Raw genomic sequence first — 22,856 nt, forward strand, 5'->3', positions numbered from 1 at the left:
TACGTACATAGCTCGTACTCTCTGTATTCGATAGTGGAGATGGTCATGATCGCGCGCTCCTTAAGCGATACTGACCGTCATGAACCGATACCTGTCCGGATGCGAAAAAGGGCCGTCAGGTACATCTGGATCTTCACCATGCGCTCATGGCCGTCGAAAAGCAAACTAAATCGTGACAGTGTGAAAGGAAAGCGTGCGTCGCGCCTGCATCGCCGGGACGGCCTGCTCATGCAGGTCCAGAAAGCCCGATTATCAATGACGGACAATCGGCTAGCATGCTTCGAAGCGCTGCCATTTGAATGATTCGCTCAACACGTGCACTACCATGCCATCAACCGGCATTGAGTCAACCGAGCCGCACCACGCGGCAGGATACGCCTGCTGCAATTTCCCAACGGCATACAAGGCCGCCCAGACTTCGTGGGTCATCTGTGCTTTTCGCCGCAGCACTTCGCCGGCGTACAGGCGTTTAACATCGCATCCATACCGCACGAGCCCGCCGCTCGCCACGTAAGTCTCACGCATCGTCAGACGGCGCACCGATTGCCCAGTCTCATGGCACTCGTCGCCGGCGGTTTGCTCCCAATGCTGATTACGCGAAAACCACAGTACAGGCGTCCCGGTGGGCTCGGCCCCGATGCCGCCGGGGATGAGCATCCCGCTTGCGCTGATCTGCCGGAACTTTTGTCCCGTGGTGTAGTGCCATGCCAACATCGTTTGCTCCGGTCGGATTTGCCTGTCATTACCACTATTCGTCTCCTGTTTTCCTTTCGGAGCACGATGCGTGCTTCGTCACGCGACGTACGCGCCCGAGTTCACGTCTTCCCTTACGCGGAGACAAAGCGAAATCAGGAGCTTGTGCGAGCCGGCATCGAGCGGTACGCGCACCCGTCCATCACCACATTCGAGACTCGCGCCGTCGAGCACCGCGCGCGTCACATCGAGCTCGTCAGCGGCTTCGACGTGAATCTCATACCGCGTCGAATCCATCGTCACCGTTGCTTCAAACCCCGGCCACGTGTCCGGAATACACGGATCGATCACAAGAAAACCGCCCTCGCGACAAATCCCGAGAATGCCCTCGACACCCGCCCGGTACATCCATCCAGCGGACCCCGTGTACCAGGTCCAGCCACCGCGCCCGGCGTGCGGCGGCACGGAATACACATCGGCGGCGACGACATAGGGCTCGACCTTGTAGCGGTCGACTTCTGTCGGCGTACGCGCATGATTGACGGGGTTAAGCAGTGAAAACAGCGCGGCGGCCTTGTTGCCCTCGCGCATTTTGGTGAACGCGAGGATCGCCCACATCGCTGCGTGGCTATACTGCCCGCCGTTTTCACGCAGCCCCGGCGGATAGCCCTTGATATAGCCTGGATCGTGCGACGTTTTATCGAATGGCGGCGTGAACAGCAAAGCAAGCCCGTCTTCCGGACGGATCAGGTGCTTTTCCAGCGAGGTCATCGCCAGCGCCGCGCGGGCGGGATCTGCCGCGCCGGACAGCACCGCCCACGACTGCGCGATCGAATCGATCTGGCACTCGTCACTGTCTTTTGAGCCAAGCCACGTGCCGTCGTCGAACGTCGCCCGGCGATACCATTCGCCGTCCCATGCTTCATGCTCCAGCGCCTCGCGCACCGAGCCCGCATGCGCACGCCAGCGTGCAGCATGCGCAACGGAAACCGCATCGCGCGATTCAGCCAGCGGGGCAAACAATTCGATCGTCCGCAACAAGAGCCAGCCAAGCCAAACGCTTTCTCCCTTGCCGTGCGCACCGACGCGGTTCATGCCGTCGTTCCAGTCACCCGTGCCGATCAGAGGCAAACCGTGCTCGCCGGTCAGTTCCATACATTGATCCAGGCCCCGCGCACAATGCTCGAACAGCGACGCTGATTCATCCGCGACCATCGGCTGGAAGAACGCATCGTGCTCGCCAGGTCGCAGTGGCGGTCCATCGAGAAACGGCACGATCTCGTCGAGAATCGCGACGTCACCCGCGCAGCCAATGTAAGTCGCCGTCGCGAACGCGAGCCACACGCGGTCATCGGAAATCCGCGTGCGCACGCCTTGCCCCGACTGAGGCAACCACCAGTGCTGGAAATCGCCTTCGATGAACTGCCGCGCCGCAGTGCGCAACAAATGTCGCCGGGCCTCGTCCGGCTGCGCCAGCGTCAACGCCATGCCGTCCTGCAACTGATCGCGGAAGCCATACGCGCCGCTCGCCTGATAGAACGCCGAGCGTGCCCAGACGCGACATGCGAGCGTCTGATACAGCAGCCAGCCGTTTAGCATCAGATCCATCGCGCGGTCGGGGGTCTTGACCTGGACGGTGCCGAGCACGTTCTGCCACTGGGTCGTCACCTCGGCGAGGACGGCGTCGAGGTCGGCCTTGCGATAACGCTCGATCAATGCGCGTGCGTCTTCGACGCACGCGCACTGCCCCATGAACGACACGACTTCGACGGTCTCACCCACGCCCAGCTCAATCACGCGCTGCAACGCCGCGCATGGATCGAGGCCCGCGCCGGTTGCGCCAGACAGCGGCGCGTTGCCGGTTAGCGCGGCGGGTGCCGCAGTCCGCCCGTTGCGGCCGAGAAATTCGGTGCGGTCGGCCGTCCACGAGGTCTGCCGGCCGCCCAGGTCGGCGAACGCGACTCGCCCCGCGAACCCCATGCTCCACGGATTGCGCGCCAGCATCGCGCCGGTAGTGGAGTCGATTTCCGTCACGATGAAGGGTCCGGATGCGCCGCGCGATTTGCCAAGCACCCATTCCATCCACGCCGTCACGGACAGACGGCGCGGCATGCCGGACAGATTGCGCAACGTCAGCCTCGAAATCTTCAGTGGGTCGGCGAGCGGCACGTATTGCAGCAAGTCGAGCGCGATGCCATTCGCCTCGTGTTCAAAGCGGCTATAGCCATGCCCGTGACGCGCCACATACGTCCCGCCGTCGCGGATTGGCAACGCGGTGGCGCCCCATACATCGCCAGTGACTTCGTCGCGCACATAGATGGCTTCGCCGGCCGGGTCTTCGACGGGGTCGTTCGACCACGGCGTGAGTTGGTTCTCGCGGCTGTTTTCGGCCCAGGTGTAGCCGCTGCCTTCCGCCGCGACCTGAAAGCCGAAGCCGGAGTTGGCGATCACGTTGATCCACGGCGCGGGCGTGGTCGCGCCCCCCACGAGGACGCTCACGTATTCCCGGCCGTCTTTATCGAAGCCGCCCAGACCGTTGAAGAACTCGAGCCTCGACGCAACCGGCGAAAGCGCGCGAGGCGGATGAGGCGCCGCGGGCCATGGCGACGACATCGGCGGCTTCTGCCGGCGTAGCGCCAATGGCTGTCCCGGCGACTGCGGCAAGCGCGCGAGCTGGTCGGCGATCGAACCGCGGCGCGCAATCAACGCGACACGCGCGACCGATTGCAGCAGCGCCCGCGCCTCCACGCTCATCAAATCGGCGCGCAGCGTAAAGACCGCTCCTTGCGCGAGCTCTTCGCCGATACGCGGCCGCAATTGGCTGCTGCGCACGGCTGTCTCGATCGCACCCTGCAACTCCTGGATATAAGACGAAGCCCGTTCGTTGACGATGACGAGATCGACGTCCAGCCGCTTCATCCGCCAGTACTCGTGCGCCCTCAATAATTGCCGGACTTGCGCGATGTCCTCGACGTCATCGATACGCAGCAGCACGATCGGCAGGTCGCCCGAGATCGCGTGCGGCCAGACTCCGGACTGAGGACCTGCTCCTCGAACGATCGTGTCCGACGGCGCCCTGAAACGCGCATCGGCGTAAATAACCGGCGCGGCGAGGCGTTGAAAATCCGCAGCCTCGTCGGCTTCGACATCGAGATGACGCAACTGCACCTGAGCCTGCGTCCAGGCTAGCGTTTTGGCGCGGTCGAACGCGTTGCGGTCATGGTGTTTGTCGACCAGATCGAGCAACAGCGCTCGCGACTCGGCCACTACTGTCCAGAACGTCACGCGCGCGACCTTGCCCGGCGGCACCAGCACGCGATATCTGAGCGCAAGGACCGGATCGAGTACGGTCCCGGCAGTATTGCTCAGCGGCTGATCGTCGAAGATCGCTGCCGCCGTGCCGGCGTTGCGCCCGCGTCCCAGAAAGCGCGCGCGATCCGATTCGTATTGCGGCTCGGCAACGATCTCGCCGTCGACAACCGCGAAATGCGCAGCCCACAGTTGTCTTTCGTCGTGCGAACGCAGACGGCGCGTGGCCACCAGCGCGCCGAACTCCGCAAGGTGCTCGGTCTGGACAAACATCCGTGAGAAGGCGGGATGCGCGTTGTCGGCAGCCGGCGTCGCGAGCACGATTTCCGCATAGGATGTCAGTTCGATCTCGCGCGCGCGGCGTCCACTGTTGGCCAACGAGACGCGGCGCACTTCACCGTCTGCTTCACCGGAAACCAGTACGTCCATCGTCGTTGTCAACGAGCCGTCGCGGCGGATGAATTCAGCATGGTCCTCGCCGAACACAACCTCTTCGTAATCGGCAGCGCTATCAGCCGGCTTTGCGCCCGCCGACCACACGTGGCCGCTCTGCGTGTCGCGCAGGAAGATGAAAGAACCCCAATCGTCGCGGGTTGCGTCTTCGCGCCAGCGCGTCACGGCGAGATCGCGCCAACGGCTGTAGCCGGCGCCGGTCGCAGTCAGCATGACGGCGTAGCGTCCATTCGACAGCAGGTGTGTCACGGGCGCCGCGCCGGCAACGGCCGACGCTGTGAGGCGCCGTACGGTCGGCGGCACGACGCCGGCGACCGTTGCTGACGTTTTCACTTCTTCGGCACGGGGATGCGCGACGGCGACATTGCGCGGCATACGCTCCTGCAGCAACAGTTCGCTGGCCTGGATCATGGGTTCGCGATGAAAACGTGCCCGCATCTGCGCGTCGAGCAACGTGTTCGCGATCGACACGATCGTCATGCCCTGATGATGGGCCATGAAATTGCGCACGATCGCAACATCCTCGTTCTCAGGTAGCCGCGAGCGGGTGAAATCGAGTGCTTCGTAGAAACCATAGCGCCCCAGCGCGCCGAGCGCGGCGAGTCGTGCGTAGTTCTCTCGCGCGGCTAGTGGGTCGACCATCGCGGCTAGCCCCGTTGCATACGGTGCGATCACCCGGTTCTCCGAAAGCCCTCGCTTGAGGCCAAGGCCGGGCACGCCGAAATTCGAATACTGGTAGGTAAATTCGATGTCGCGTGCGTTGTACGCCGATTCCGAAATGCCCCACGGGATGCCAAGCGAACGCCCATACGCGGCTTGCCGTTCCACCACCAGGCGGCTTGTCTGCTCAAGCAGGCTGCCGACCGGTGCACGCATCACCAGCGAGGGCATCAGGTATTCGAACATCGACCCCGACCACGAGATCAGCGCCGAGCCGTCACCGACCGGCGTTGCAGCGCGACCGAGGCGGAACCAGTGGCGCGTCGTCACGTCGCCTTTCGCGATGGCGAACAGGCTTGCGAGACGCGCTTCGGACGCCAGCAGGTCATAGCAGTTCACGTCCAGGCTGTTGTCGGATTGGGAATAGCCGATCGACAGCAGCTTGCGTTCCGGATCGAGCAGGAATGCGAAGTTCATGTCGAGCGCCATCGCCCGCGACGTATCGGCGAGCGACTTCAGGCGTGCCTGCAGAAACTCTGGTGCCGCGATGAGTTGTTGCCGGTCGCGGGCATGTTCGACCAGGCTTTTACTCAACGCATCGATCCAGAACATCAGGTCGGCAGAACTATCGCCGCCGCCGGCGGGCACGAGTTCACGCGCTGCCTTCGCGGCCTTTTCGGTCAGCCGCGTGAGCGATGGCGACAGCGCTTCGAACGCCTGCGGACCGTGCAACTGCTTGCTGATCTCTTCGAGGATCGCAACCAGTTGCCTGCCATGTTCACCGCCTGCGGCGGGCAGCGTGTCGATGGCTTCACGCGCGAGTCGCAGGTTATCCATCAATCCGGACCGCGCGGCCGGCGCGAGCAATTCATGCGGCCACTCTTCGCACGCGTTGGCGAGAACGATCAGATGACCGGCCAGATTGCCGCTATCGACCGACGAAACATACGCCGGTGCCAACACCTGGAGATCGAGCGTCCCGTACCAGTTATAGAAATGCCCCTTGAAACGCGTGAGCTTGTGCATCGAAGCGAACGCCGCTTCGAGCCGTTCGACGGTCTCCGTCGTCCCCGCCCAGCCAAAATCCCGCGCAGCAACCGCCGACAGCAGATAGAGCCCGAGGTTGGTCGGCGAGGTGCGGTGCGCGACGACCGGCTTCGGATCTTCCTGGAAATTATCGGGCGGCAGCATGTTCTCTGCCGGCGTAACGAAGGTCTCGAAGAAACGCCACGTGTGTCGCGCGATCAGGCGAAGGCCGCGTGCGTCCGCGTCCGCCATCGCGAAACGCCGCGCGACGGTCGGCGACCGGCTCGACCACAGCGCGAGCGCCGGCGCGGCGAGCCATAACAGCGCAAACGGCAGCACTAGCGGCCAGTGCGAGGGTGCGAACGCGATCGCACCAGCCGGCAGCACAAGGCCGAGCGCGACACCGCCTTTCATCTGCCGATAAAAGCCGCGCAAGTCGAGGCGGGGGCTGCCCTTCGACTGGGCGGCGGTGGTCCATTCGAGCAGCCGGCGATGCGTCACGAACAGCCGTATCAGCGTGCGGAGAATCGCATCGCCCATGCGCCACGCCTGGTCAGCGAGGAACGCGGTCGACAGAACTGTTTGCAAGGTTGCGAGCCGCACATCGGCGGCCAGCACGTCCAGATGATTGCGCAGATGGATGCCGCTGCGGCGCGGCAGGATCGCGAACAGCGTCGGCAGGAATGCGGGAATCGCGAGCGCGCTTAGCACCAGCAGCGAGCTTGCCATTCCGGCGTGGATCGGCATCAGCCAGCATAGGCCGAGCGCGGCGACCATGAAGGGAGCGAGCAGCGAGCGGCGCAAATTGTCGAGCATCTTGAAGCGGCCGATCGACGGCATCGCGTGTCGGTCCCGGCCGCGATAGCCGACGATCCACGGCAGCAATTGCCAGTCGCCACGCGTCCAGCGATGCTGGCGCTTGCCGATCACGTCGTAACGCGACGGCACTTCCTCGACCACCTCGACATCCGACGCGAGTCCGGCGCGCGCAAAAATCCCTTCGAACAGATCGTGACTGAGCAGCGCGTTTTCGGGCACGCGTCCACGCAAAGCCGCCTCAAACGCATCGACGTCGTAAATGCCCTTGCCGGTATACGACCCTTCGCCGAACAGGTCCTGATAGACATCGGACACCGCCGCCGCGTACGGGTCCATCCCGCCGGGGCCGGAGAAGACGCGCTGATGCAGTGACCCTTCCTGCCCGACGGGCAGCGATGGCGTGACACGCGGTTGCAGGATCGCGTATCCGTTGACCACGCGTTGATCGGCGTCGCTAAACGTCGGCCGGTTCAGCGGATGCGCCATCTTGCCGATCAGCCGCAGCGCGGCGTCGCGTGGCAGACGCGTATCGGCGTCGAGTGTGATGACGTAGCGCGCCTCGGGCGGCACCTGCGGTGCACGGCCGGCGATCGACACAAAGGTCGTATCCGTCGCACCGCGCAGCAGGCGGTTGAGTTCGTGCAGCTTGCCGCGCTTGCGTTCCCAGCCCATCCATTTGTTCTCGCTCGCATTGAACACGCGGCGGCGATGTAGCAGCAGGAAACGGCTTCCGCCGGGGCCTGGCTCGTAACGGCGGTTCAGCTCGTCGATCGCGCCGGCGGCCACGGCGAGCAGGTGTGCGTCGTCCGGCAGCACTTCCTGATCCGCATCGAGCCCGTCCGCGAGCAACGCGAAGGACAGGTCGCCACCGGCTCCCGCGAGGTGATGCACTTCGAGGCGTTCGACCTGCTCGCGCAGATCGGCTTCGCTCGTCAGAAGCGTCGGCACGGCAACCAGTGTGCGCAATGACGACGGCACGCCGGCAGTCAGTTCGAGAGCGGGCAACGTGATTGCGCCGAAACTCCATGTCACCGCGCGATTGATTAGCGCGGTCGTGACCTCGGTGACAGGCAGGAATGCGCATACGGCAAACAGCGCGAGTACCCAGGCTTCGGTACCGGGCGGCGCTAGTGTGGATAGTGCCCACAACGCGAGCGCGAGTAACGCCAGGGCGAGCGTCAGGATTGTGGCGACATAGCCGTGGATGCCGAGGCGGACGTTGAGGCGCGTGATCCGCAGACGCGCAGGCGCCCGGAATCCGATCGCCCGCTCCAGTGCTCGCCGGCCCTCGGCGATCAGGTGATAGCCGGGGTCGCCGGCGCGTTGCGCATGTGCGCCATCGCCTGCTTCCAGCGCCGCCACCCGGGCCGATTCCAGCGCTAGTCCGGCGACTTCGAGTTCGGTGAAAGAAGAGCCGCGCGCCAGTTGCTCGATCGCGCTGCGATACAAGTTGCGCGTCGGGAAATCCATCGTCGGAAAGCCGCTGTCCGCGCGCAACCGCGCGTCGACAAGACTCACGCTCTCGAACAGTTCGGTCCAGTCGATGTCGGAAATCAGCCGCATGCTGGTGATCACATTGCGCACGGTGACGTTCGACGCGCCCTGCCGCTGCTGTGCGTGTTGCACGACTTCATCGACAGAGACGCCCTGAAGCTTGAGCCGCTCTTCCAGCCAGCCAAGTGCCGGCGTGATGCGCGGATCCTGGTCACGCAGCCGTTTTGCGAGCTGTGCGGCGAACAGCTCCGACAACAGGCCTGAGGAGCGCGTGGAAATGTCCGCTTCGAGCGCCGAACGGGCACTCCCCGATTCGAGCAGACGGTCGGTGAGTGCATCGGCGTCAGCGCGTGCGCTGCGGCCAGCAGTAATCTGGTCAGTCAGGCGTCGCAGGTTCTCGATCAGCACGATGCGCAACGTGATCGCCACGGCCCACAATTCGCCGATTGTCAGCGGCTGAATCCGTTGATACGCGCTGATGAAACGCCGCAGGATCTGCGGGTCGACGTGGCTGTCGGTATGCGCAACGAACGCCCACGCAATACCGAACACGCGCGGATACCCGGCGAACGGACCTGCGGCAAGCTTGGGCAACTGACGGTAGTAGCCGGGCGGCAAGTCGTCACGAATCTCGCGGATCTGCTCCTCGACGAGGTGATAGTTGTCGAGCAGCCATTCCGCGGCGGGCACCACGCCCCGGCCGCGCTCCAGTTCTTCGGCGCTCGCGCGGTAGGCCGCGAGCAGGACCGCGGCATTATCGTTCAGTCTCGTGTGCAGCGATAAAACGGCAGGCGGTGTCTTCGTGACCGGTTGCGCGGCAGCGAGGCTTTCCGCATGTTGCTCGAGCCGTTCGACGCCGAACAGCTCTTCGCGCACCGGCGCGGTGTCGGTCCACGGCGCCGACGGCGAACGATGTCTCGCGACATACCGGAGGATCGTTTTCACAGGCGCACTTCCTGCGGCGCCGATGAGTTCGGCCGGGTGGACCGGTCGCGGTGGCGTGTCATGTTAGCGGCGCGCACAGCGCTTGCCGTCGGGTTTGCCATCGTAATAGCGACCGACGGCTCATCGAGTTGGAACATGATCGGATCTTCCTTCGGCGAGGCCACACCCCACCTTCGCCTGCATGCACGCCTGCGGGATGTGGCTTGATTCACGGTGTGGGCGGACACGCGAGGAACCGTCAGGACAACCAAGCAGCTATGCGGCTTCTGCGGAAGCGGTCGGCAATGACTCGCCCCCGCGCAAAACGGTAGCTGCCGTCGAGGGGCACACTAAATTTGGCAGATAAGCTTCGATGTGACCGGTGCCGCAATCGGCGACGGGCGGGAGCACGTATGCACAGCCCCGTCGACGCAGCTTGCGGCTGAACATACGGAAACGATGGAGCAGAAAGGACACGGATCCGTGTCCCAGGCGCCTGCTATTTCTTCCTGGCCGGTGCGCTGCCTGCGGTGGTCTTCGAGGCAAGCGCTGGGGACACGCCTACCGCAGGAGACACTACCTTTTTGGGTTGTTTGGGCTTTTTAACTTCGCGATTACCGCGCATCGTGCTCTTCGCCAATATGGTTCCCCGGTTTTGCCCGTCGCGAAAGCAACGGCCATGTCGCCCAGTGTGAACGCATCTGGTGACGCTGTCGCGATTTATATTTTTTCGAGTACCGTGTAGATGCGTTCCCGACGAGTCGGCCAACTCGACGATCGCCGGATCGTCTGGATTTACCGGCGCATGCCATGCATGCACGATGCCATCGGAGCAAACGCCCTGTCCGAACGTAGCGATAGGGTGGACCGACTAAGGGGACTCGCGACGATATCGCCGCGCTCTGTCTCGTTGCCCGTCGGTAGCTACTTTGCACCGCTACTCAGTTTTGTGTGTTTTCCTCGCAATCTTCCCAGTACCTCAGCGGGTCGTGGTGTTGTGGATAGCGTGAGCTGAGCCACGCCGACAGCCTGGTCCAATCTGGATGGTTGGTACCGGTTCGAGCCGACCATGTTGACGACCTCTCGAGAATTTGACCGGTCCCGCGATCACGGACAAGCAAGCTGCCCAGTCCGCTCGATCTGTTCGCCTGCGACTCAACAACGTACCGTGGAAGAATCCTGAGTTCCGCATCCGTGGCCCACCCGTATAAGGCACGGACCACGCCGGACGGATCTCGCAACTCTATGGGGCCGGTCTCGGGGCGAACGGCGGTCCACCCTTCCGGAAACTCCGCGACAACCTCGTTTTTGCCCTCCCTCACCCACTTCACGCGCCAGGCCCGCGCCATCGCCTCGCGCAGGCGCGAGACCGACTCGTAGCCGGTCGGCAACTCGATCGACATCGGAAGAGTAATGAGGCTGTCTTTCCAGAGTTTGGTTTCGTCGTCGACGCGCTCGACCACGTCGAACACCCCTGCTTCGAATGGGTTCTCCGGCCGGTTCGATCCTGTCGTCTTACTGACGGGCAGCCCCTCGAAAAGGCGCTCAGCATCATGGCGGGTGAGTTTTGTCTTTCCTTTCTTCATTGATTCCTCTACAGCAAAGTTGCCTCGGTAACGGAAAGCCCTGATGACCGAAGTCTGGCACCGCTTCCTCTCACGCGCGTTTGAAGGTGCTCACCATCCAATTCTGCCCCATTACACTTTTTCCCGCTTGCGCGGCGGCGCTCGCACGGCTTGTGCCGCCGTCCCTTTCGCCGGAGTCGGATGCATCGTAGCTATGGGGATTGATGATCCGGCATCCTCAGCATTGCAAGAGATTTTCGAATGCTTCTTACCCCGCCGGACGCGAGGAGGACAGAGGCGTACCGGATCGGATTGTTCATCATCGCGGCAAATCTCGCATCGTTCTGGCGGTGAATCTGGAATGGCTGGTGGCCAAGGCGCGGCGCACTGACTCAATCATTGAATTCGTACCGCAAGTGGGTGATTTCGTCGCGGTGGACGAACCCCTGTTCTATCTGTACGGAATTGTGGCGCAATCGATGAAAGGAGGCTCCGCACCCTGGTCGCTTTCGGGACGGAACGCAGCATCGAGCAGGACCCTATGTTCGCGTTTCGCATCCTGGTCGATATTGCGCTGAAAGCGCTGTCGGCGGCGATCAACGATCCGACGACGGCCGTGCTTGCCATCGACCAGTTTGCACCGACTATTGCGCGTGGTGGGCAAACGGTCTCCGCACATCGAAGAGATGGTGGATAAGTCGGGGCAGGTGCGCATGATCTTGCGGACGCCCAATTGGGAAGACTTCGTGCATATCAGTTTTCGCGAGATACGACAGTACGGCGCGGGCAGCGTTTAGATCGCGCGACGTCTGCCCGCGGCCATTGAGAATCTCGTTCAGAGCCTTCCGGAACATCGTCATGACGCGTTGCGCGTCGAATTGGCACTGCTCGATCGCGCGACCGTCAGCCTTGCACCAGGGACCGGCCGAGAACCAGTAGCTCGTTGAACTGGGTCACCAGTTCAAAACACAAAGCAAACATCACGGCATAGAAAGGCCCGGGGAATCTTTGCATCCATCCGAGGATCGGAGCTGAAAAGCGGGTCCTAATGGGGTCCCGAGTCATGCACCAGGTGATGATCACCCCAATCGCCGCCCCCGCGAGTATGTCGGTCGGATAGTGCCAGCCGAGATAAACGCGCGGCAGTAATATGACGATCGCGGTGTATAAAAGTGCGAGCACGCCGACGCCGCGTCGAACCAGGAAAATTCCCATCGCAACCGAAATCCACAACATCGCGTGGTCACTCGGAAACGAACTCCACGCGGGAAGTACGGCCGGATCGAGGCCACCTGACGGAAAATTGAAGTGCAGGTCGGGATTGAACATGGGCCGCATCCGGAATGGCAAATATCGGGCGATAAGCCTGAACACCGCGAGTGCGAGAAGACCGCTCGCGATCGTCGCGACAACCATTTCACGCTCCCATTCGCCCCGCTGGCTGGGTTTGAACCATATCCACCACAATACGGGTACGAGCACCAGGCCTTTGAATGTGTAGAGGTCCGCGATGACTCTTATCGGGTGGTTCAATACACCGCAAGTCATCGCAGTGTGCGTCAGAAAAGCCTGGATTGCCGTATCGAAAGGGTTCATCTTTGCATCTTCTCCCGATCTTCTAGTTATGGAACTGCGCAGCCAAACGTTGGATCGGAGCGATGACGAGTTCATCGATATCCGACCTCTCGAGCGTGTCGTCGCAGCACATGCTTCACACTCACAAACGTTAGCCGTCAACGCCGCAAGCCTCCTTGAGAAAGCGCGTGGCGGTCGCCGGGAGTTGCGGCAGCGCCTTACCGTTTGAGCATGGGTATATGCTCTCGACACCACGTCCGTCTGGATCCGGTGAACCTCGCATGGGGTCGTTCGCCTTTGGCTTCCAGGTCGCGCAGCCGGGCGACCACAGATGTATGGCCGATAGCGTCCTTTAGGCGATTTTTCGGCCGGCAACGTTGTTGAAGACATCCGTCGCTCTATTCTCCTCCGCGACATTTGCCGGATCGGTGTGGCATCGAACCTTCTCCGGCCGTTGGCGCTTGTTTGCCGCGCGGTAGACCAGATCATAGGAGTCGGGCGAAAAGCGTGGTTGGCGGGGCGTTGCGTCTCGCCGGGCTTCACCATGGAACATGCGGTGGTTTGGTAAAGGTACTGTCGGCCACTTCACCGGCTGCTCTCCCATCTTGGCCCGGACAAAGTCCGACGAGCGACGGCTCAGTTCGGAATCAGCAGCCATTTTCTGCGCTCCCGCGTGTCCGGCTCACGGGTTACATCTGCGCGTGCACCCCGGCGCGACACTCTCTGACGCCGGGGGAAATGGAAGATCGGTTCACATTCGAATGCCTCGCGCCGGAATGCACGATAACGATGCCGACGGCCCGAACCGCGTCAATTGCCGTCGGGCACAGGGCGGCTTCGCCGTGAGATTGAGACGATTGAGCGTCCGCACATCCAACGGCGCGAAAGACTCTTCATGGCCGATCTCTGCATGATGCCGCCGTGTGCCTGAACCCACGACCCGCGCGTCGCGCAGACGACCGTAGCCCAGCCACTTCTGCCGCTCACACCAATGCCGTATGAACGCCAGCTTCGGGACCTGGAACGGTCATCGGCGCAGTATAGCGAGGCGGTTCAAAGCATCGCGCAGTCGATGACACTCCAGGCGTCGAACCATGCGAGGCACCGGGTTTCCACTCATCCTGCAGGCATGGGGCAGGCGCTCCCCGTAGCGACGATCCGGTCAGCACCGGCGCGCAGGAACGCGAGAAGATCGGCGGCACGCAACGGCCGGTTCAACAGGAAGCCCTGCATTTGATCGCAGGCAAGTTTGCGATTCGCCGCGAACTTGCCGTTTCGGACGTCTACTTAATCAATGCCGGCATCGCGATCGGCCGGGCAGGCGTCAAAGCGTCGGATAGCGCAGTCAGCAGAGACGGCTCCTGTTTCGATAGCTCGATGACCGCGGTGGTACTCATCAGGCGTCTTCACGTCGCTCGTTAGCGAACGCCCTGTGGCTGCGCATGCACCCGCTTTGCTGAGTCTCAGCCGCCGTCCGCCTCGGCGACGGTCCGCGTGGTTCGTTGCTCCCAGAACACCACGCGGCGTTGCACAACGCGCACGGTCTGCGCGCCGCTCACGCCGATCACCGCAAGCAGCACGACGCCCGCGAACATCGTCGAGACACTCATGTTCACCGACGACGAACTGATCAGATAACCGAGCCCACGCTGCGACGACAAAAACTCGCCGACCACCGCACCGATAAGCGCGAGCGAAATGCCGATCTGCAAGCCGCTGAAAATCTCGGAGGCGGCCGAGGGCAGCTTCACATGCAGGAACAGAAACGCCCGCGACGCGGAAAATGCGCGGCACGCGTCGAGCAGATCCGGGTCGGCGCGCCGCAGTCCGTTGACCGTATTGATGAACAGCGGGAAAAAACATACCAGCACCACGAGCACGATTTTCGACGCGCTGCCGTAACCGCACCACACGAGGATGATCGGCCCGAGCGCGACTTTCGGCATCGCCTGCAGGCCGGCGAGAAGCGGAAACACGAAGCGCTCGAACATCCGCGACTCGGCCAGCAACGCGCCCAGCAGCACCGCGAGCGCGGAGCCGATCGCATAGCCGGCCAGCGTTTCGACCAGGGTCGCGCCGATGTGCGGCCACAGTGTGCCGTCCGCGAAACCGCTCGCCAGCGCGTCGAATACCTGCTGCGGTGCCGGCAGGATGTAATCGGGAATCGCGAACAGCCGCACCGCGGCCTGCCAGACGGCAATCACCACGAGCAGACTGACGAGCGGATAAACGAAGGCCGGCACCGCGGGTAACACGCGTCGGGCGGTCATTGGAAATGTCCTCTCAGATAACGGCAGGCATCGACGAACGCGGCGCTCGCCATCGTGTCGGCAGTGCGCGGACGCTCGAGCGGCACCGCGAAATCGTCGACGATACGACCCGGCCGCGCCGACATCACCACCACGCGGTCGGCCAGAAACACCGCTTCCGGAATGCTGTGCGTGATGAACAGCACCGACTTGCGCTGAGCCATCCAGATGCGTTGCAGTTCGAGCGTCAGCGCCTCGCGGGTCATCGCATCGAGCGCGGCGAACGGTTCGTCCATCAGCAGCAACCCGGGATCGTGCAGCAGCATCCGCGCGAGCCCGACGCGTTGCTGCATGCCGCCGGAAAGTTCTGCCGGATAGTTGTTCGCGAATGCGGCAAGGCCGACCAGTTCCAGCAAGTCCCGCGCGCGCTGCGTCGCCGGGCCTAAGGCAAGCCGTAGCGTGCGCGCCGGCAAAAGCACGTTGTCGAGCACGGTTTTCCACGGCAGCAGGTTCGGCTTCTGGAACGCGACACCGACGTCGCGGCCAGGCCGGTCGAGCCGCTTGCCGCCAATCGTCGCGCTGCCGCCCGTCGGCGCGATCAGGCCGGCCGCGACTTTCAGCAGCGTCGATTTTCCGCAGCCGGACGGTCCGAGCACGGCCACGAACTCGCCGTCCGCGATGCGCAGGTCGATGTCGCGCAGCGCGTCGATCGCGCCGCTGCGGGTTTGATAGCGCACCGAGATCCGTTCGGCGGCAAACGCAGCGATCGAACTCATGCCGCGCCGCTCGCCGCTTTGACGAATTCGAGCACGCGCGGCCACGACGCTTCGTTTGCGTGCGCATTGGCCGCCGCCATGCCGCCCGCTGTGATCCGCACGCCGGCCACCGGATGCGGGCGCGCGACCAACGTGGTCGGCACGTGCGGGAACAGGATCGAGTGGCCGGCGCCCTCATAGCGCAAATGCTCGACCGGATGCGCGAAGCCGCGCCGTGTCAGGTCGTCGACGATCATGTCGGCGTAACGGGTCGACGGCCAGAAGCCGTCGTCGGTGCCCGAGATCAGCAGGATCGGCGCGGCAATGCGCTCGACCGCGATCCGCGAGCGGGCCACCGCGTCGGCGTCGTCGAGTGCGGACACGAACGCCGGCGCCTGGCGGATCGGCTCGCCGGGCGCCGGTGGATGCCGGAACGCGCTCCAGTCCGCACGACGGTTGTCGTCCCACACGTGCGGCAGCGCGTTGCCGCCGAGTGTCCAGGCGACCGCGTCCGGCGCCTCGCCGACGGCGCCCGCGCGCAGCGTGCCGTGCAGCACCGCGCTCGGTACGTAGCCGATCACCGCCGATACCCGCTCCGGATACGTCGCGCCGAGCAGCAGCGCGAGTTCGCCGCCGCGCGACTGGCCGGCGACCGCCACGAAGCCGTTGCGCGGCCGAACGGTCTGCCGCAACCAGTCGAGCGCCTGCGCGAAGTATTCGAGCGGCGTGCGGGAAATGGCCGGCGGCAGTCCCGGCGCCTTGAAATAGCCAAGCGCCAGCGCCGTGATCCCGTGCGCCGCATACAACGCGGCGCGCGGCTCGTTGATCCCGCCACCGGACCCGTTGAGCACGACGACGGCCGGATGCGGACCGGGCGTCGCGGGCACGAACAGCGTGCCCACCACGCCGTGTTCGCGGATCTCGCGACGCGTCACGCCCTCTGCCACGATCTGCTGCATGAACGACGCCCGCGCGATCGCATCGGGCCCGTCGCGCACCTCGCGTGCTTCGCCGCGTGCTTCGATATCGACGTGCAACGGCGCGATGCCGTCGACGCCGGGCGCCTCCTTCACGCAGCGCATCGACCAGACGATGCCCAGCGCTTGCGCGCCGCTTCCCGCGTAGTCGCCGGACACCGGCGCGGCGGTCCGCAGATCGACGGAGCCGCGCTCGTCCGCGACGAAACGGTTGACGCTCTCCCATTCGCTGCCGTCGTGCTGCCGCTGCCGCGCGGTCACGTCGACTTCGGCGCGCGGCGCAAAACCGGACAGCACGATCGCGCGCGCCACATCGATCAGCGCGACGCGCGGCGTCACCTCGATGCGCGCGCTCATTGCTGCCTCGCACGTTCGCGCAGCGCGGCCGCGTCGAAGCGGCTGAAGTCGGCGACGAACTGGTTCGAGAAAATCTGCTCGACGGGCACGTCGCCCTTCGGGAATTCGCCGACCTTCTGCATTTCCGCCAGATTCGCCCGCACGGCCGGCAGGTTGTAGGCGCCGGGCTGGCGCGGTTTGCCGTCGGCGCCCAGCAGCACGCGGTCGAGCCGGCGCTTGAGCAGTTCGACCGCTTGCTGCAGGTTCTTTGCGTCGTCGCCTTGTGGTTTCGATTCCGGATGTTCGGCCCAGAACGCCTTCACGCAGAACGCCGGATTCGCCTGGCAGACGACCTGCGCCTTGGTGTAAGCGCGGCCGAAGCGTGCGATCAGATCCGGATGCTCGGTGAAGGTATCGCGATGCGCGATAAAACCGTTGCCCGCGGTTTCGTCGAACACGGCCGGGTAGCGGATGCGCCGGATCGGCGTACCCGACAGTTCGAGCATGTCGTCCCAACTGCTGTTGAAATTGAGCGCATCGACAGCACCGGTTTTCAGCGCATGAAAACCCGCGCCCAGCGCGCCGACCGCTACGTAGTCGACGTTGTCGCCGGGTTTGAGGCCGGCTTCGCGCAACGCCGCGCGGCCACCCGGAATCGTGCCCCAGCTCAGCGCGCCCACGCCGATCTTCTTACCCTTCAGATCACCGATCGTTTTCACCGGCGACGACGCGAGCACCGCGAACTCCATCGTGTTGGCCGGCACGCCGTTGTAGAAATAGCGCACGGGTAGCGGCGTGCCGCCGTTCAGATAGCTCGACAGCACCGGCTCCGCGGTCGGATAGCCGAATGTGATGCGCTTGCTCGCCACTTGCGGAATCAGCGCGCCCGCGCCCTGGAACACGATCAGCTTCACGTCGAGCCCTTCTTCCCTAAAGAGCCCGAGTTTGCCGGCGGCAGCGTACGGCGCGCCGTCGTGCACGGCCGGCGGAATCGCGAGACCGACCGTGACCTCGTCGAGCGCGTGCGCGCTGACGGCGTCGAGAAGAAGGAACGAACTGCAAACGAGCTTAAGCAGCGTAGCGTGAAGTGTTCTCATGCGTGGTTTCATTTTTTTATGGACTCCTGCTGACGGATGGATCGGCGGCAACACGTTGCGCCGCGACGCGTTTGAGCGTGGTCCGATCGACCTTGTTGGTCGACGCGAGCGGAATCGTGTCGACCAGCCACACGTGACGCGGATGTTGATACGCAGGCGCGTGCTCGAGCGCAAAGCGCTTGACGTCTTCAGCGGCAAGCGACGCACCCGGTTTCAGCACGACGAACGCGACGGGTTTGGTCCCTTTGATGTCGTCGGCGACAGGCACGACGCAAGCTTGCTGGATCGACGGATGACGTTCGAGCACGGCCTCGACTTCGCCGGGAAAAATGTTCTCGCCGCCCGACACGAACATATCGTCGCGCCGGCCGACGAAAGTGTAGAAGCCGTCGGCGTCGCGTTGAAACACGTCACCGGTTCGGTAGAAGCCGTCCGGCGTGAACGGCCGCGCGAGTTCCGGGCGGTTGTGATAGCCGTTCATCAGGCCGGGGCTGCGGATCTGCAACTCGCCCTCCTCGCCGACCGGCACACCCTGTTCGTCGGCGAGCCGCAGATCGACCAGCGGATGCGCAAAGCCCACCGCGCGCGGCGGCGTCGGCAAACCGCCCGGATGCGGGCCGAACACCACCGGACCGCCTTCGGTCGTCCCATAGGCATTGATGACGCTCGCGTTGGGCAGCAACGCATGGATCTGTTCCAGCAACGCGTCGCTGACCGGCGCCGAGCCCATCCGCACATAGCGCACCGACGACAGATCGGTCTGCGCGAGCAACCCGCGCTCCTGCAGCATCATCGCGATCATCGGCGGTACGGACGTGAGCCACGTGCAGCGCCACGCATCGATCGCCTGGATGTATCGACGCGCGTTGAACTGCGGCAACAACACGGTGCTCGCGCGCGCGGCCAGCGCCAGAAACGCGAGCGCCAGCGCATTCATGTGGAACAGCGGCGCGGCGATCAGCAGGCGCTCGTCGTGCAGCGATTGCGCGGCGAGCCGCGTCTGCACGACCCACAGCTGGCTTCGATGCGACAACACCACGCCCTTCGGACGACCGGTCGAACCCGACGTATACAGAATCAGTGCGGCTTCGTCCGTTGCTGGGACGTGGGCGTCGAACGGCGTATGTGGCTCTGTGTTGCGGTAGCCGGTGAATGCGGAGAACGTGACGGCGTCGTCGGGCAACGGTGTCTGCTGCGGGTAGTCGAATACCACGCGTGGCAGTCCGGGCGGCACGTCCGCCGCGCGCGGCGGATCGCAGAACACGACGCGCGCGCCGCTATCGGCGATCACGTCCGCGATCAGGGCGCGGGGAAACTTGAAATTCACCGGTACGGCGACCAGCCCCGCCCGCATGACGCCGAGCACGGTCGCGATGTATTGCGCGGAATTCGCGGCCAGCACCGCAATGCGCTCGCCGCGCGAAACCGTCGCACTGAGACCGCGCGCGACGGCGTCGGCCATCGCATCGAGTTCGCCGAAGCTGTAGCGAAGCGCCGGCTGCCCTTCCTCCAGGTCGATCAGCGCGAGCGCGTGCGGGTCCTGATCGCGATCGATCAACGCGCCGAGATTGAGCGGAAAAGTCATCGAACGAATTCCAGCAGCGTATCGAAGCGCGGCAGCGCCACCAGCGTGCGGTCTGGTTGCGTCACCGTCGGCAAGCCGGCCGCGGTTGCCCGCTCGCCGATCTCGCGCCATTGCGGCGTGCGAACCGTGATCGCCGCATAGCGCGGCGTGCGCTCGACCACATGCTCCGCGAGCGGAGCGAAGTGCGCGTCGAATTCGCCACGGGTGTGGAACGCCAATTCGAAGCCCGGTGCGAGCGCGCCCAACCGCGCATACGCGTCCGCCGGCGCACCGATCAGATGCAGGCGCTCGAGCGCATACGCGCCGTTCGGATGCGCGCGCCATTCGTCGCGAAACACCAGCTCGGGTGTCAGATGCTGGCAGAAGTACACGCGGCCGCCGGGCAACTGATCCGGCGCGAGCCGAACCGTCGTGAAGCGCGCGTCGCCGAGCGGCGGCACCGGGCGCGAGAAAGTCTGCGGCGGCGTGGCTTCGAGACCGGCATCGCGCAACGCGGCGAAGGTCGCGTCGGGGTCGTCGATACGAAACACCAGACCGTCCGCGCCCAGTGCGCTCGACGCGATTTCCTCGCGAATCGTCTTGCCGTCCGCCGGCAGGCCGATCAGTTCCAGGTAGTGGTCGTCGGGGTCGCCGAACACGATCGCGTGATTCAGCGAGCCGAGCGTGTGATAGCCGCGCGGCGCCAGCGTGAAACCGAGCTGCTCGAACAAACCCTGAGCCGCGTCGGTATCGAAGCGCGTGTTGATGACGAGATGATCGAGCTTCAGCATCAGCTTTTCGCGGACTGCGGCGTCGCGCTCGCCGTGCTTGCCGCGGTTGCCGCGGTTGCCGCGGTTGAATACACGCCGCGGCCGCTCGCGACGAGCTTGCCGTCGAGGTCGTACACATGGGCCTCGGCCGTCGACACCTGCGAGCCGAATTTGATGACCTTGCCCTTCACGCGCAAGTCGCCTGGCAGCGCCGCGCGGTGATAGTCGACGCGCAGATCGATCGTCGGCACGCCGCGGCCGGTCGTCGACACCAGCGCCCAGTCCGCCGCGAGGTCGACGAGCGCAGCAAGAATACCGCCGTGCGTGTAGCGCTTGTCCGGATTCACGACCCACTCTTCGCGCCAGGTCGCGCTCAGTTCAATCTCGCCATCGGCTACCGCGATCACCTTCAGGCCCAGCCATTCATGAAAAGGCGCGCGACGCAGTCGCGCCTCGATCTCGTGCGGCGCCGGCAATGTCGTTTCGTTCATGTTGCTTCCTTCTGATTCGGACAGTGTTCAGGGATTGACTACGACCTTGCCCAGCACTTCGCGGTCGCGAATCAGGCGCAGGCCTTCGGCGGCTTCTTCGAGCGGCAGCACGCGATCGATCCGCGGCTTGAGTTCGCCCCTGGCGATCTGGCCGAGCAACGCGCGCAGGTTGTCGTCGTAGAAGCTGTTCGAGCCGAGCACCTTCAGCTCGAAGCTCCAGATGTAGCGCAAATCCTCGGCGGGCGCGTGGCCCGCGGTTGCTCCGCACACCAGCAGCGTGCCGCCGCGTTTCAGGCATTTCAGCGACGGCACCCACGTGTCGCCGCCGGTGAAATTCACCACCACGTCGACACCGCCTTCATTGCTGCGGCGCTGCGGCTTGCCGTACTGGCCGATCGCCCACTTCGAGAAATCGGTAGTCTTGTAGTTGACGACATGGTCCGCACCCAGCGCCTTGAGTTGCGCGGTTTTCTCGTCGCTGCCGGCGCACGCGATCACTTCCGCGCCGAGTTGCTTCGCGAGCAGCAGCGATGCCGTGCCCACGCCGCCGCTCGCGCCGAGAATCAGCACACGGTCGCCGGCCTTGACCGTGTTGTGCGTGATCAGCATCCGGTGCGCGGTGCCGTAAGCGACCGGCAACGCGCATGCGTCGTCGAAGCTGACTGCGTCGGGCAACGCGATCAGTTGTTCGGCCGACACCGCGCAGTACTGCGCCATCCCGCCGTCGAGCATTTCGCCCATCAGTCCTTTTTCGCGGTTCAGCGGATTCACGAGCACGCGATCGCCGGCCTTCCAGCCGTCCACGCCCGCGCCCACCTGGACGATCTCGCCGGCCATATCGAGGCCGATCACGACCGGCAGCGGCACCTTGATGCCCGGCATGCCCTTGACGGTGAACACGTCGTGATAGTTGAACGAGGAGGCCCGCACGCGAATCACGACGCCGCCGGCCGCCGCGCCCGGCACGGCCTTATCGGTGACGACGCGCAGTTGGTCGAGATCGCCGTGCTCGTTCAGCACGAGCGCTTTCATCGTCGAAGGGATGGGTGATGCCATGATCTGCTCCAATGGGTTCTACTGAATAGTTATTGAATCGATTTCGATGCGATGTACGGGCCGGTGACGAACAGATCGTCGGGCAACTCGCCCTTGATCACACCGCCGTCGACGAAAATCCGATGCTCGCGTTTCAGCGTGTCGAGATCGATCGGCTCGAAGGTCACGCGATTGATGTCCGACCAGCGCGCGGCGTAGGCTTGCGCGTCGTTGGCCGGCAGATTGGCGCTCTTTTGCAGGATCGCCGCCACTTCGCTCTTGTGCGTAGCGCCCCACTGCAAGGCGCTGCGCAAGCCCGCGATCAGTTTCGCAACGTCTTGCGGATGCTTGTCCAGATAGTCGGCGCGGATCGCGCTCACGCCGATATACGGCGTCGCGTCGGACTTCGTCAGCTTCTTCCACTGATCGCCGAAGCTGCCGAGCCGGCGCACTTTCAGCTCCTGCAGTTGCGCGATCGTTACCGAGCGCAGCGCGGCCGCGTCCACCTGCTTCTGCACGAGGAATTGCGCGAGGCGGCTTTCGTTGCCCGGCACGAGCGAGAAGTCGCCGCTTCTGATGCCGTCGTTGCCTTGCAGCACCGCGGTCGCGATGGCCGCGACCGAACTGCCCGCTGGCGACATCCCGACCTTCTTGCCGCGTAGCTCCGCGAGCGTCCTGATCGGCGAATCGTCCGGCACGACGAAATCGACGTCGGCGGGTTGCGTGGCCAGCACGATCTTCAGCGGCACGCCTTCGGCCGCCGTGCTGAAGACCGCCGCGGCCGGCGCGGCGAACGCGAAGTCGATCGCATTCGCGGCGAGCGCGCGGTTCGGCGCGTTCACGTCGGCAAAGCGCACGAACTGGACGTCGAGGCCGCGTTGCTGGAGGAATTTCTGCGCTTCGAGCACCGCGCCGAAGCCGAGGCTCACGCCGCTCGTCCAGTAGCCGACGCGGATTGGCTCCGCCTGCGCGGTCTGTGCAGTCTGCGCGAGCCCGAGTACGGCGCCCACTGCGAGCGCCGCGGACAATACCGCGTGTTTCAGCAAAGGAATACGCTTCATGGT

At 64.2% G+C, this 22,856-nt stretch carries 16 protein-coding genes; 2 read left to right on the top strand and 14 right to left on the bottom strand.

Annotated features, from left to right (window positions below):
- Window positions 1-270: 270 nt before the first annotated feature.
- The 3 genes from ABIE53_RS13000 to ABIE53_RS13010 all read right to left on the bottom strand — a co-directional run bounded on the left by ABIE53_RS13000 (window position 271) and on the right by ABIE53_RS13010 (window position 10,964).
- Window positions 271-714, bottom strand: coding sequence for a hypothetical protein (locus tag ABIE53_RS13000; protein WP_029970750.1), 444 nt, complete (start codon window positions 712-714; stop codon window positions 271-273).
- 78 nt (window positions 715-792) lie between these two features.
- Entirely contained in the window at window positions 793-9,399 is an 8,607-nt protein-coding gene (locus tag ABIE53_RS13005) for a glycoside hydrolase family 94 protein (RefSeq protein WP_107706617.1), read from the bottom strand.
- 920 nt (window positions 9,400-10,319) lie between these two features.
- Window positions 10,320-10,964 carry a hypothetical protein gene (locus ABIE53_RS13010; RefSeq protein ID WP_107706616.1) on the bottom strand — a complete coding sequence of 215 codons (645 nt, stop codon included), beginning with the start codon at window positions 10,962-10,964 and terminating at the stop codon, window positions 10,320-10,322.
- 478 nt (window positions 10,965-11,442) lie between these two features.
- On the opposite strand from ABIE53_RS13010, the gene ABIE53_RS13015 reads away from it, so the two are divergent.
- Window positions 11,443-11,640, top strand: a complete 198-nt coding sequence (locus ABIE53_RS13015; protein WP_258196059.1) for a DUF2254 family protein — start codon at window positions 11,443-11,445, stop codon at window positions 11,638-11,640.
- On the top strand, window positions 11,630-11,740 hold the full coding sequence (locus ABIE53_RS13020) for a DUF2254 domain-containing protein (protein ID WP_006051418.1): 111 nt from the start codon (window positions 11,630-11,632) through the stop codon (window positions 11,738-11,740). The genes ABIE53_RS13015 and ABIE53_RS13020 overlap by 11 nt, the downstream gene beginning before the upstream one ends.
- A gap of 106 nt (window positions 11,741-11,846) precedes the next feature.
- On the opposite strand, the gene ABIE53_RS13025 is transcribed toward ABIE53_RS13020, so the two are convergent.
- The 11 genes from ABIE53_RS13025 to ABIE53_RS13075 all read right to left on the bottom strand — a co-directional run bounded on the left by ABIE53_RS13025 (window position 11,847) and on the right by ABIE53_RS13075 (window position 22,853).
- A complete protein-coding gene (locus ABIE53_RS13025; protein ID WP_107706615.1) occupies window positions 11,847-12,539 on the bottom strand; it encodes a phosphatase PAP2 family protein in 693 nt (230 codons plus the stop codon).
- 331 nt (window positions 12,540-12,870) lie between these two features.
- The gene (locus ABIE53_RS13030; protein ID WP_132384534.1) at window positions 12,871-13,176 is read right to left on the bottom strand and encodes a hypothetical protein; all 306 of its coding nucleotides are present in this window, start codon (window positions 13,174-13,176) and stop codon (window positions 12,871-12,873) included.
- A gap of 805 nt (window positions 13,177-13,981) precedes the next feature.
- Complete coding sequence (locus tag ABIE53_RS13035) at window positions 13,982-14,788, bottom strand: ABC transporter permease (RefSeq protein ID WP_107706613.1); 807 nt, start codon at window positions 14,786-14,788, stop codon at window positions 13,982-13,984.
- Window positions 14,785-15,543 carry an ABC transporter ATP-binding protein gene (locus ABIE53_RS13040; protein ID WP_107706808.1) on the bottom strand — a complete coding sequence of 253 codons (759 nt, stop codon included), beginning with the start codon at window positions 15,541-15,543 and terminating at the stop codon, window positions 14,785-14,787. Before ABIE53_RS13040 ends, ABIE53_RS13035 begins: the two co-directional genes overlap by 4 nt.
- A complete protein-coding gene (locus tag ABIE53_RS13045) occupies window positions 15,540-16,856 on the bottom strand; it encodes an acyl-CoA thioester hydrolase/BAAT C-terminal domain-containing protein (RefSeq protein WP_107706612.1) in 1,317 nt (438 codons plus the stop codon). The genes ABIE53_RS13040 and ABIE53_RS13045 overlap by 4 nt, the downstream gene beginning before the upstream one ends.
- Window positions 16,853-17,932, bottom strand: a complete 1,080-nt coding sequence (locus ABIE53_RS13050) for an ABC transporter substrate-binding protein (RefSeq protein WP_107706611.1) — start codon at window positions 17,930-17,932, stop codon at window positions 16,853-16,855. The genes ABIE53_RS13045 and ABIE53_RS13050 overlap by 4 nt, the downstream gene beginning before the upstream one ends.
- A gap of 16 nt (window positions 17,933-17,948) precedes the next feature.
- Window positions 17,949-19,517: a class I adenylate-forming enzyme family protein gene (locus ABIE53_RS13055; protein WP_107706610.1), complete on the bottom strand. Its 1,569-nt coding sequence runs from the start codon at window positions 19,515-19,517 to the stop codon at window positions 17,949-17,951.
- A complete protein-coding gene (locus tag ABIE53_RS13060) occupies window positions 19,514-20,287 on the bottom strand; it encodes a VOC family protein (protein WP_107706609.1) in 774 nt (257 codons plus the stop codon). Before ABIE53_RS13060 ends, ABIE53_RS13055 begins: the two co-directional genes overlap by 4 nt.
- Window positions 20,287-20,757, bottom strand: coding sequence for a PaaI family thioesterase (locus ABIE53_RS13065; protein ID WP_107706608.1), 471 nt, complete (start codon window positions 20,755-20,757; stop codon window positions 20,287-20,289). Before ABIE53_RS13065 ends, ABIE53_RS13060 begins: the two co-directional genes overlap by 1 nt.
- A 27-nt stretch (window positions 20,758-20,784) precedes the next feature.
- Window positions 20,785-21,789, bottom strand: a complete 1,005-nt coding sequence (locus ABIE53_RS13070) for a zinc-binding dehydrogenase (protein WP_181324813.1) — start codon at window positions 21,787-21,789, stop codon at window positions 20,785-20,787.
- A gap of 53 nt (window positions 21,790-21,842) precedes the next feature.
- Window positions 21,843-22,853 carry an ABC transporter substrate-binding protein gene (locus ABIE53_RS13075; RefSeq protein ID WP_107706607.1) on the bottom strand — a complete coding sequence of 337 codons (1,011 nt, stop codon included), beginning with the start codon at window positions 22,851-22,853 and terminating at the stop codon, window positions 21,843-21,845.
- Window positions 22,854-22,856 lie beyond the last annotated feature (3 nt).

The sequence above is a fragment of the Paraburkholderia sp. OAS925 genome, assembly GCF_040543975.1.
Classification (GTDB): Bacteria; Pseudomonadota; Gammaproteobacteria; order Burkholderiales; family Burkholderiaceae; genus Paraburkholderia; species Paraburkholderia graminis.

Excerpts from the sequence above, each read along its gene's own strand:
- ABIE53_RS13025 (WP_107706615.1), bottom strand. The coding sequence starts at position 12,539 with ATGAACCCTTTCGATACGGCAATCCAGGCTTTTCTGACGCACACTGCG.
- ABIE53_RS13065 (WP_107706608.1), bottom strand. The coding sequence starts at position 20,757 with ATGAACGAAACGACATTGCCGGCGCCGCACGAGATCGAGGCGCGACTG.
- ABIE53_RS13035 (WP_107706613.1), bottom strand. The coding sequence starts at position 14,788 with ATGACCGCCCGACGCGTGTTACCCGCGGTGCCGGCCTTCGTTTATCCG.
- ABIE53_RS13055 (WP_107706610.1), bottom strand. The coding sequence starts at position 19,517 with ATGACTTTTCCGCTCAATCTCGGCGCGTTGATCGATCGCGATCAGGAC.
- ABIE53_RS13020 (WP_006051418.1), top strand. The coding sequence starts at position 11,630 with ATGGTGGATAAGTCGGGGCAGGTGCGCATGATCTTGCGGACGCCCAAT.
- ABIE53_RS13045 (WP_107706612.1), bottom strand. The coding sequence starts at position 16,856 with ATGAGCGCGCGCATCGAGGTGACGCCGCGCGTCGCGCTGATCGATGTG.
- ABIE53_RS13010 (WP_107706616.1), bottom strand. The coding sequence starts at position 10,964 with ATGAAGAAAGGAAAGACAAAACTCACCCGCCATGATGCTGAGCGCCTT.
- ABIE53_RS13070 (WP_181324813.1), bottom strand. The coding sequence starts at position 21,789 with ATGAAAGCGCTCGTGCTGAACGAGCACGGCGATCTCGACCAACTGCGC.
- ABIE53_RS13060 (WP_107706609.1), bottom strand. The coding sequence starts at position 20,287 with ATGCTGAAGCTCGATCATCTCGTCATCAACACGCGCTTCGATACCGAC.
- ABIE53_RS13075 (WP_107706607.1), bottom strand. The coding sequence starts at position 22,853 with ATGAAGCGTATTCCTTTGCTGAAACACGCGGTATTGTCCGCGGCGCTC.
- ABIE53_RS13030 (WP_132384534.1), bottom strand. The coding sequence starts at position 13,176 with ATGGCTGCTGATTCCGAACTGAGCCGTCGCTCGTCGGACTTTGTCCGG.
- ABIE53_RS13050 (WP_107706611.1), bottom strand. The coding sequence starts at position 17,932 with ATGAGAACACTTCACGCTACGCTGCTTAAGCTCGTTTGCAGTTCGTTC.
- ABIE53_RS13040 (WP_107706808.1), bottom strand. The coding sequence starts at position 15,543 with ATGAGTTCGATCGCTGCGTTTGCCGCCGAACGGATCTCGGTGCGCTAT.
- ABIE53_RS13000 (WP_029970750.1), bottom strand. The coding sequence starts at position 714 with ATGTTGGCATGGCACTACACCACGGGACAAAAGTTCCGGCAGATCAGC.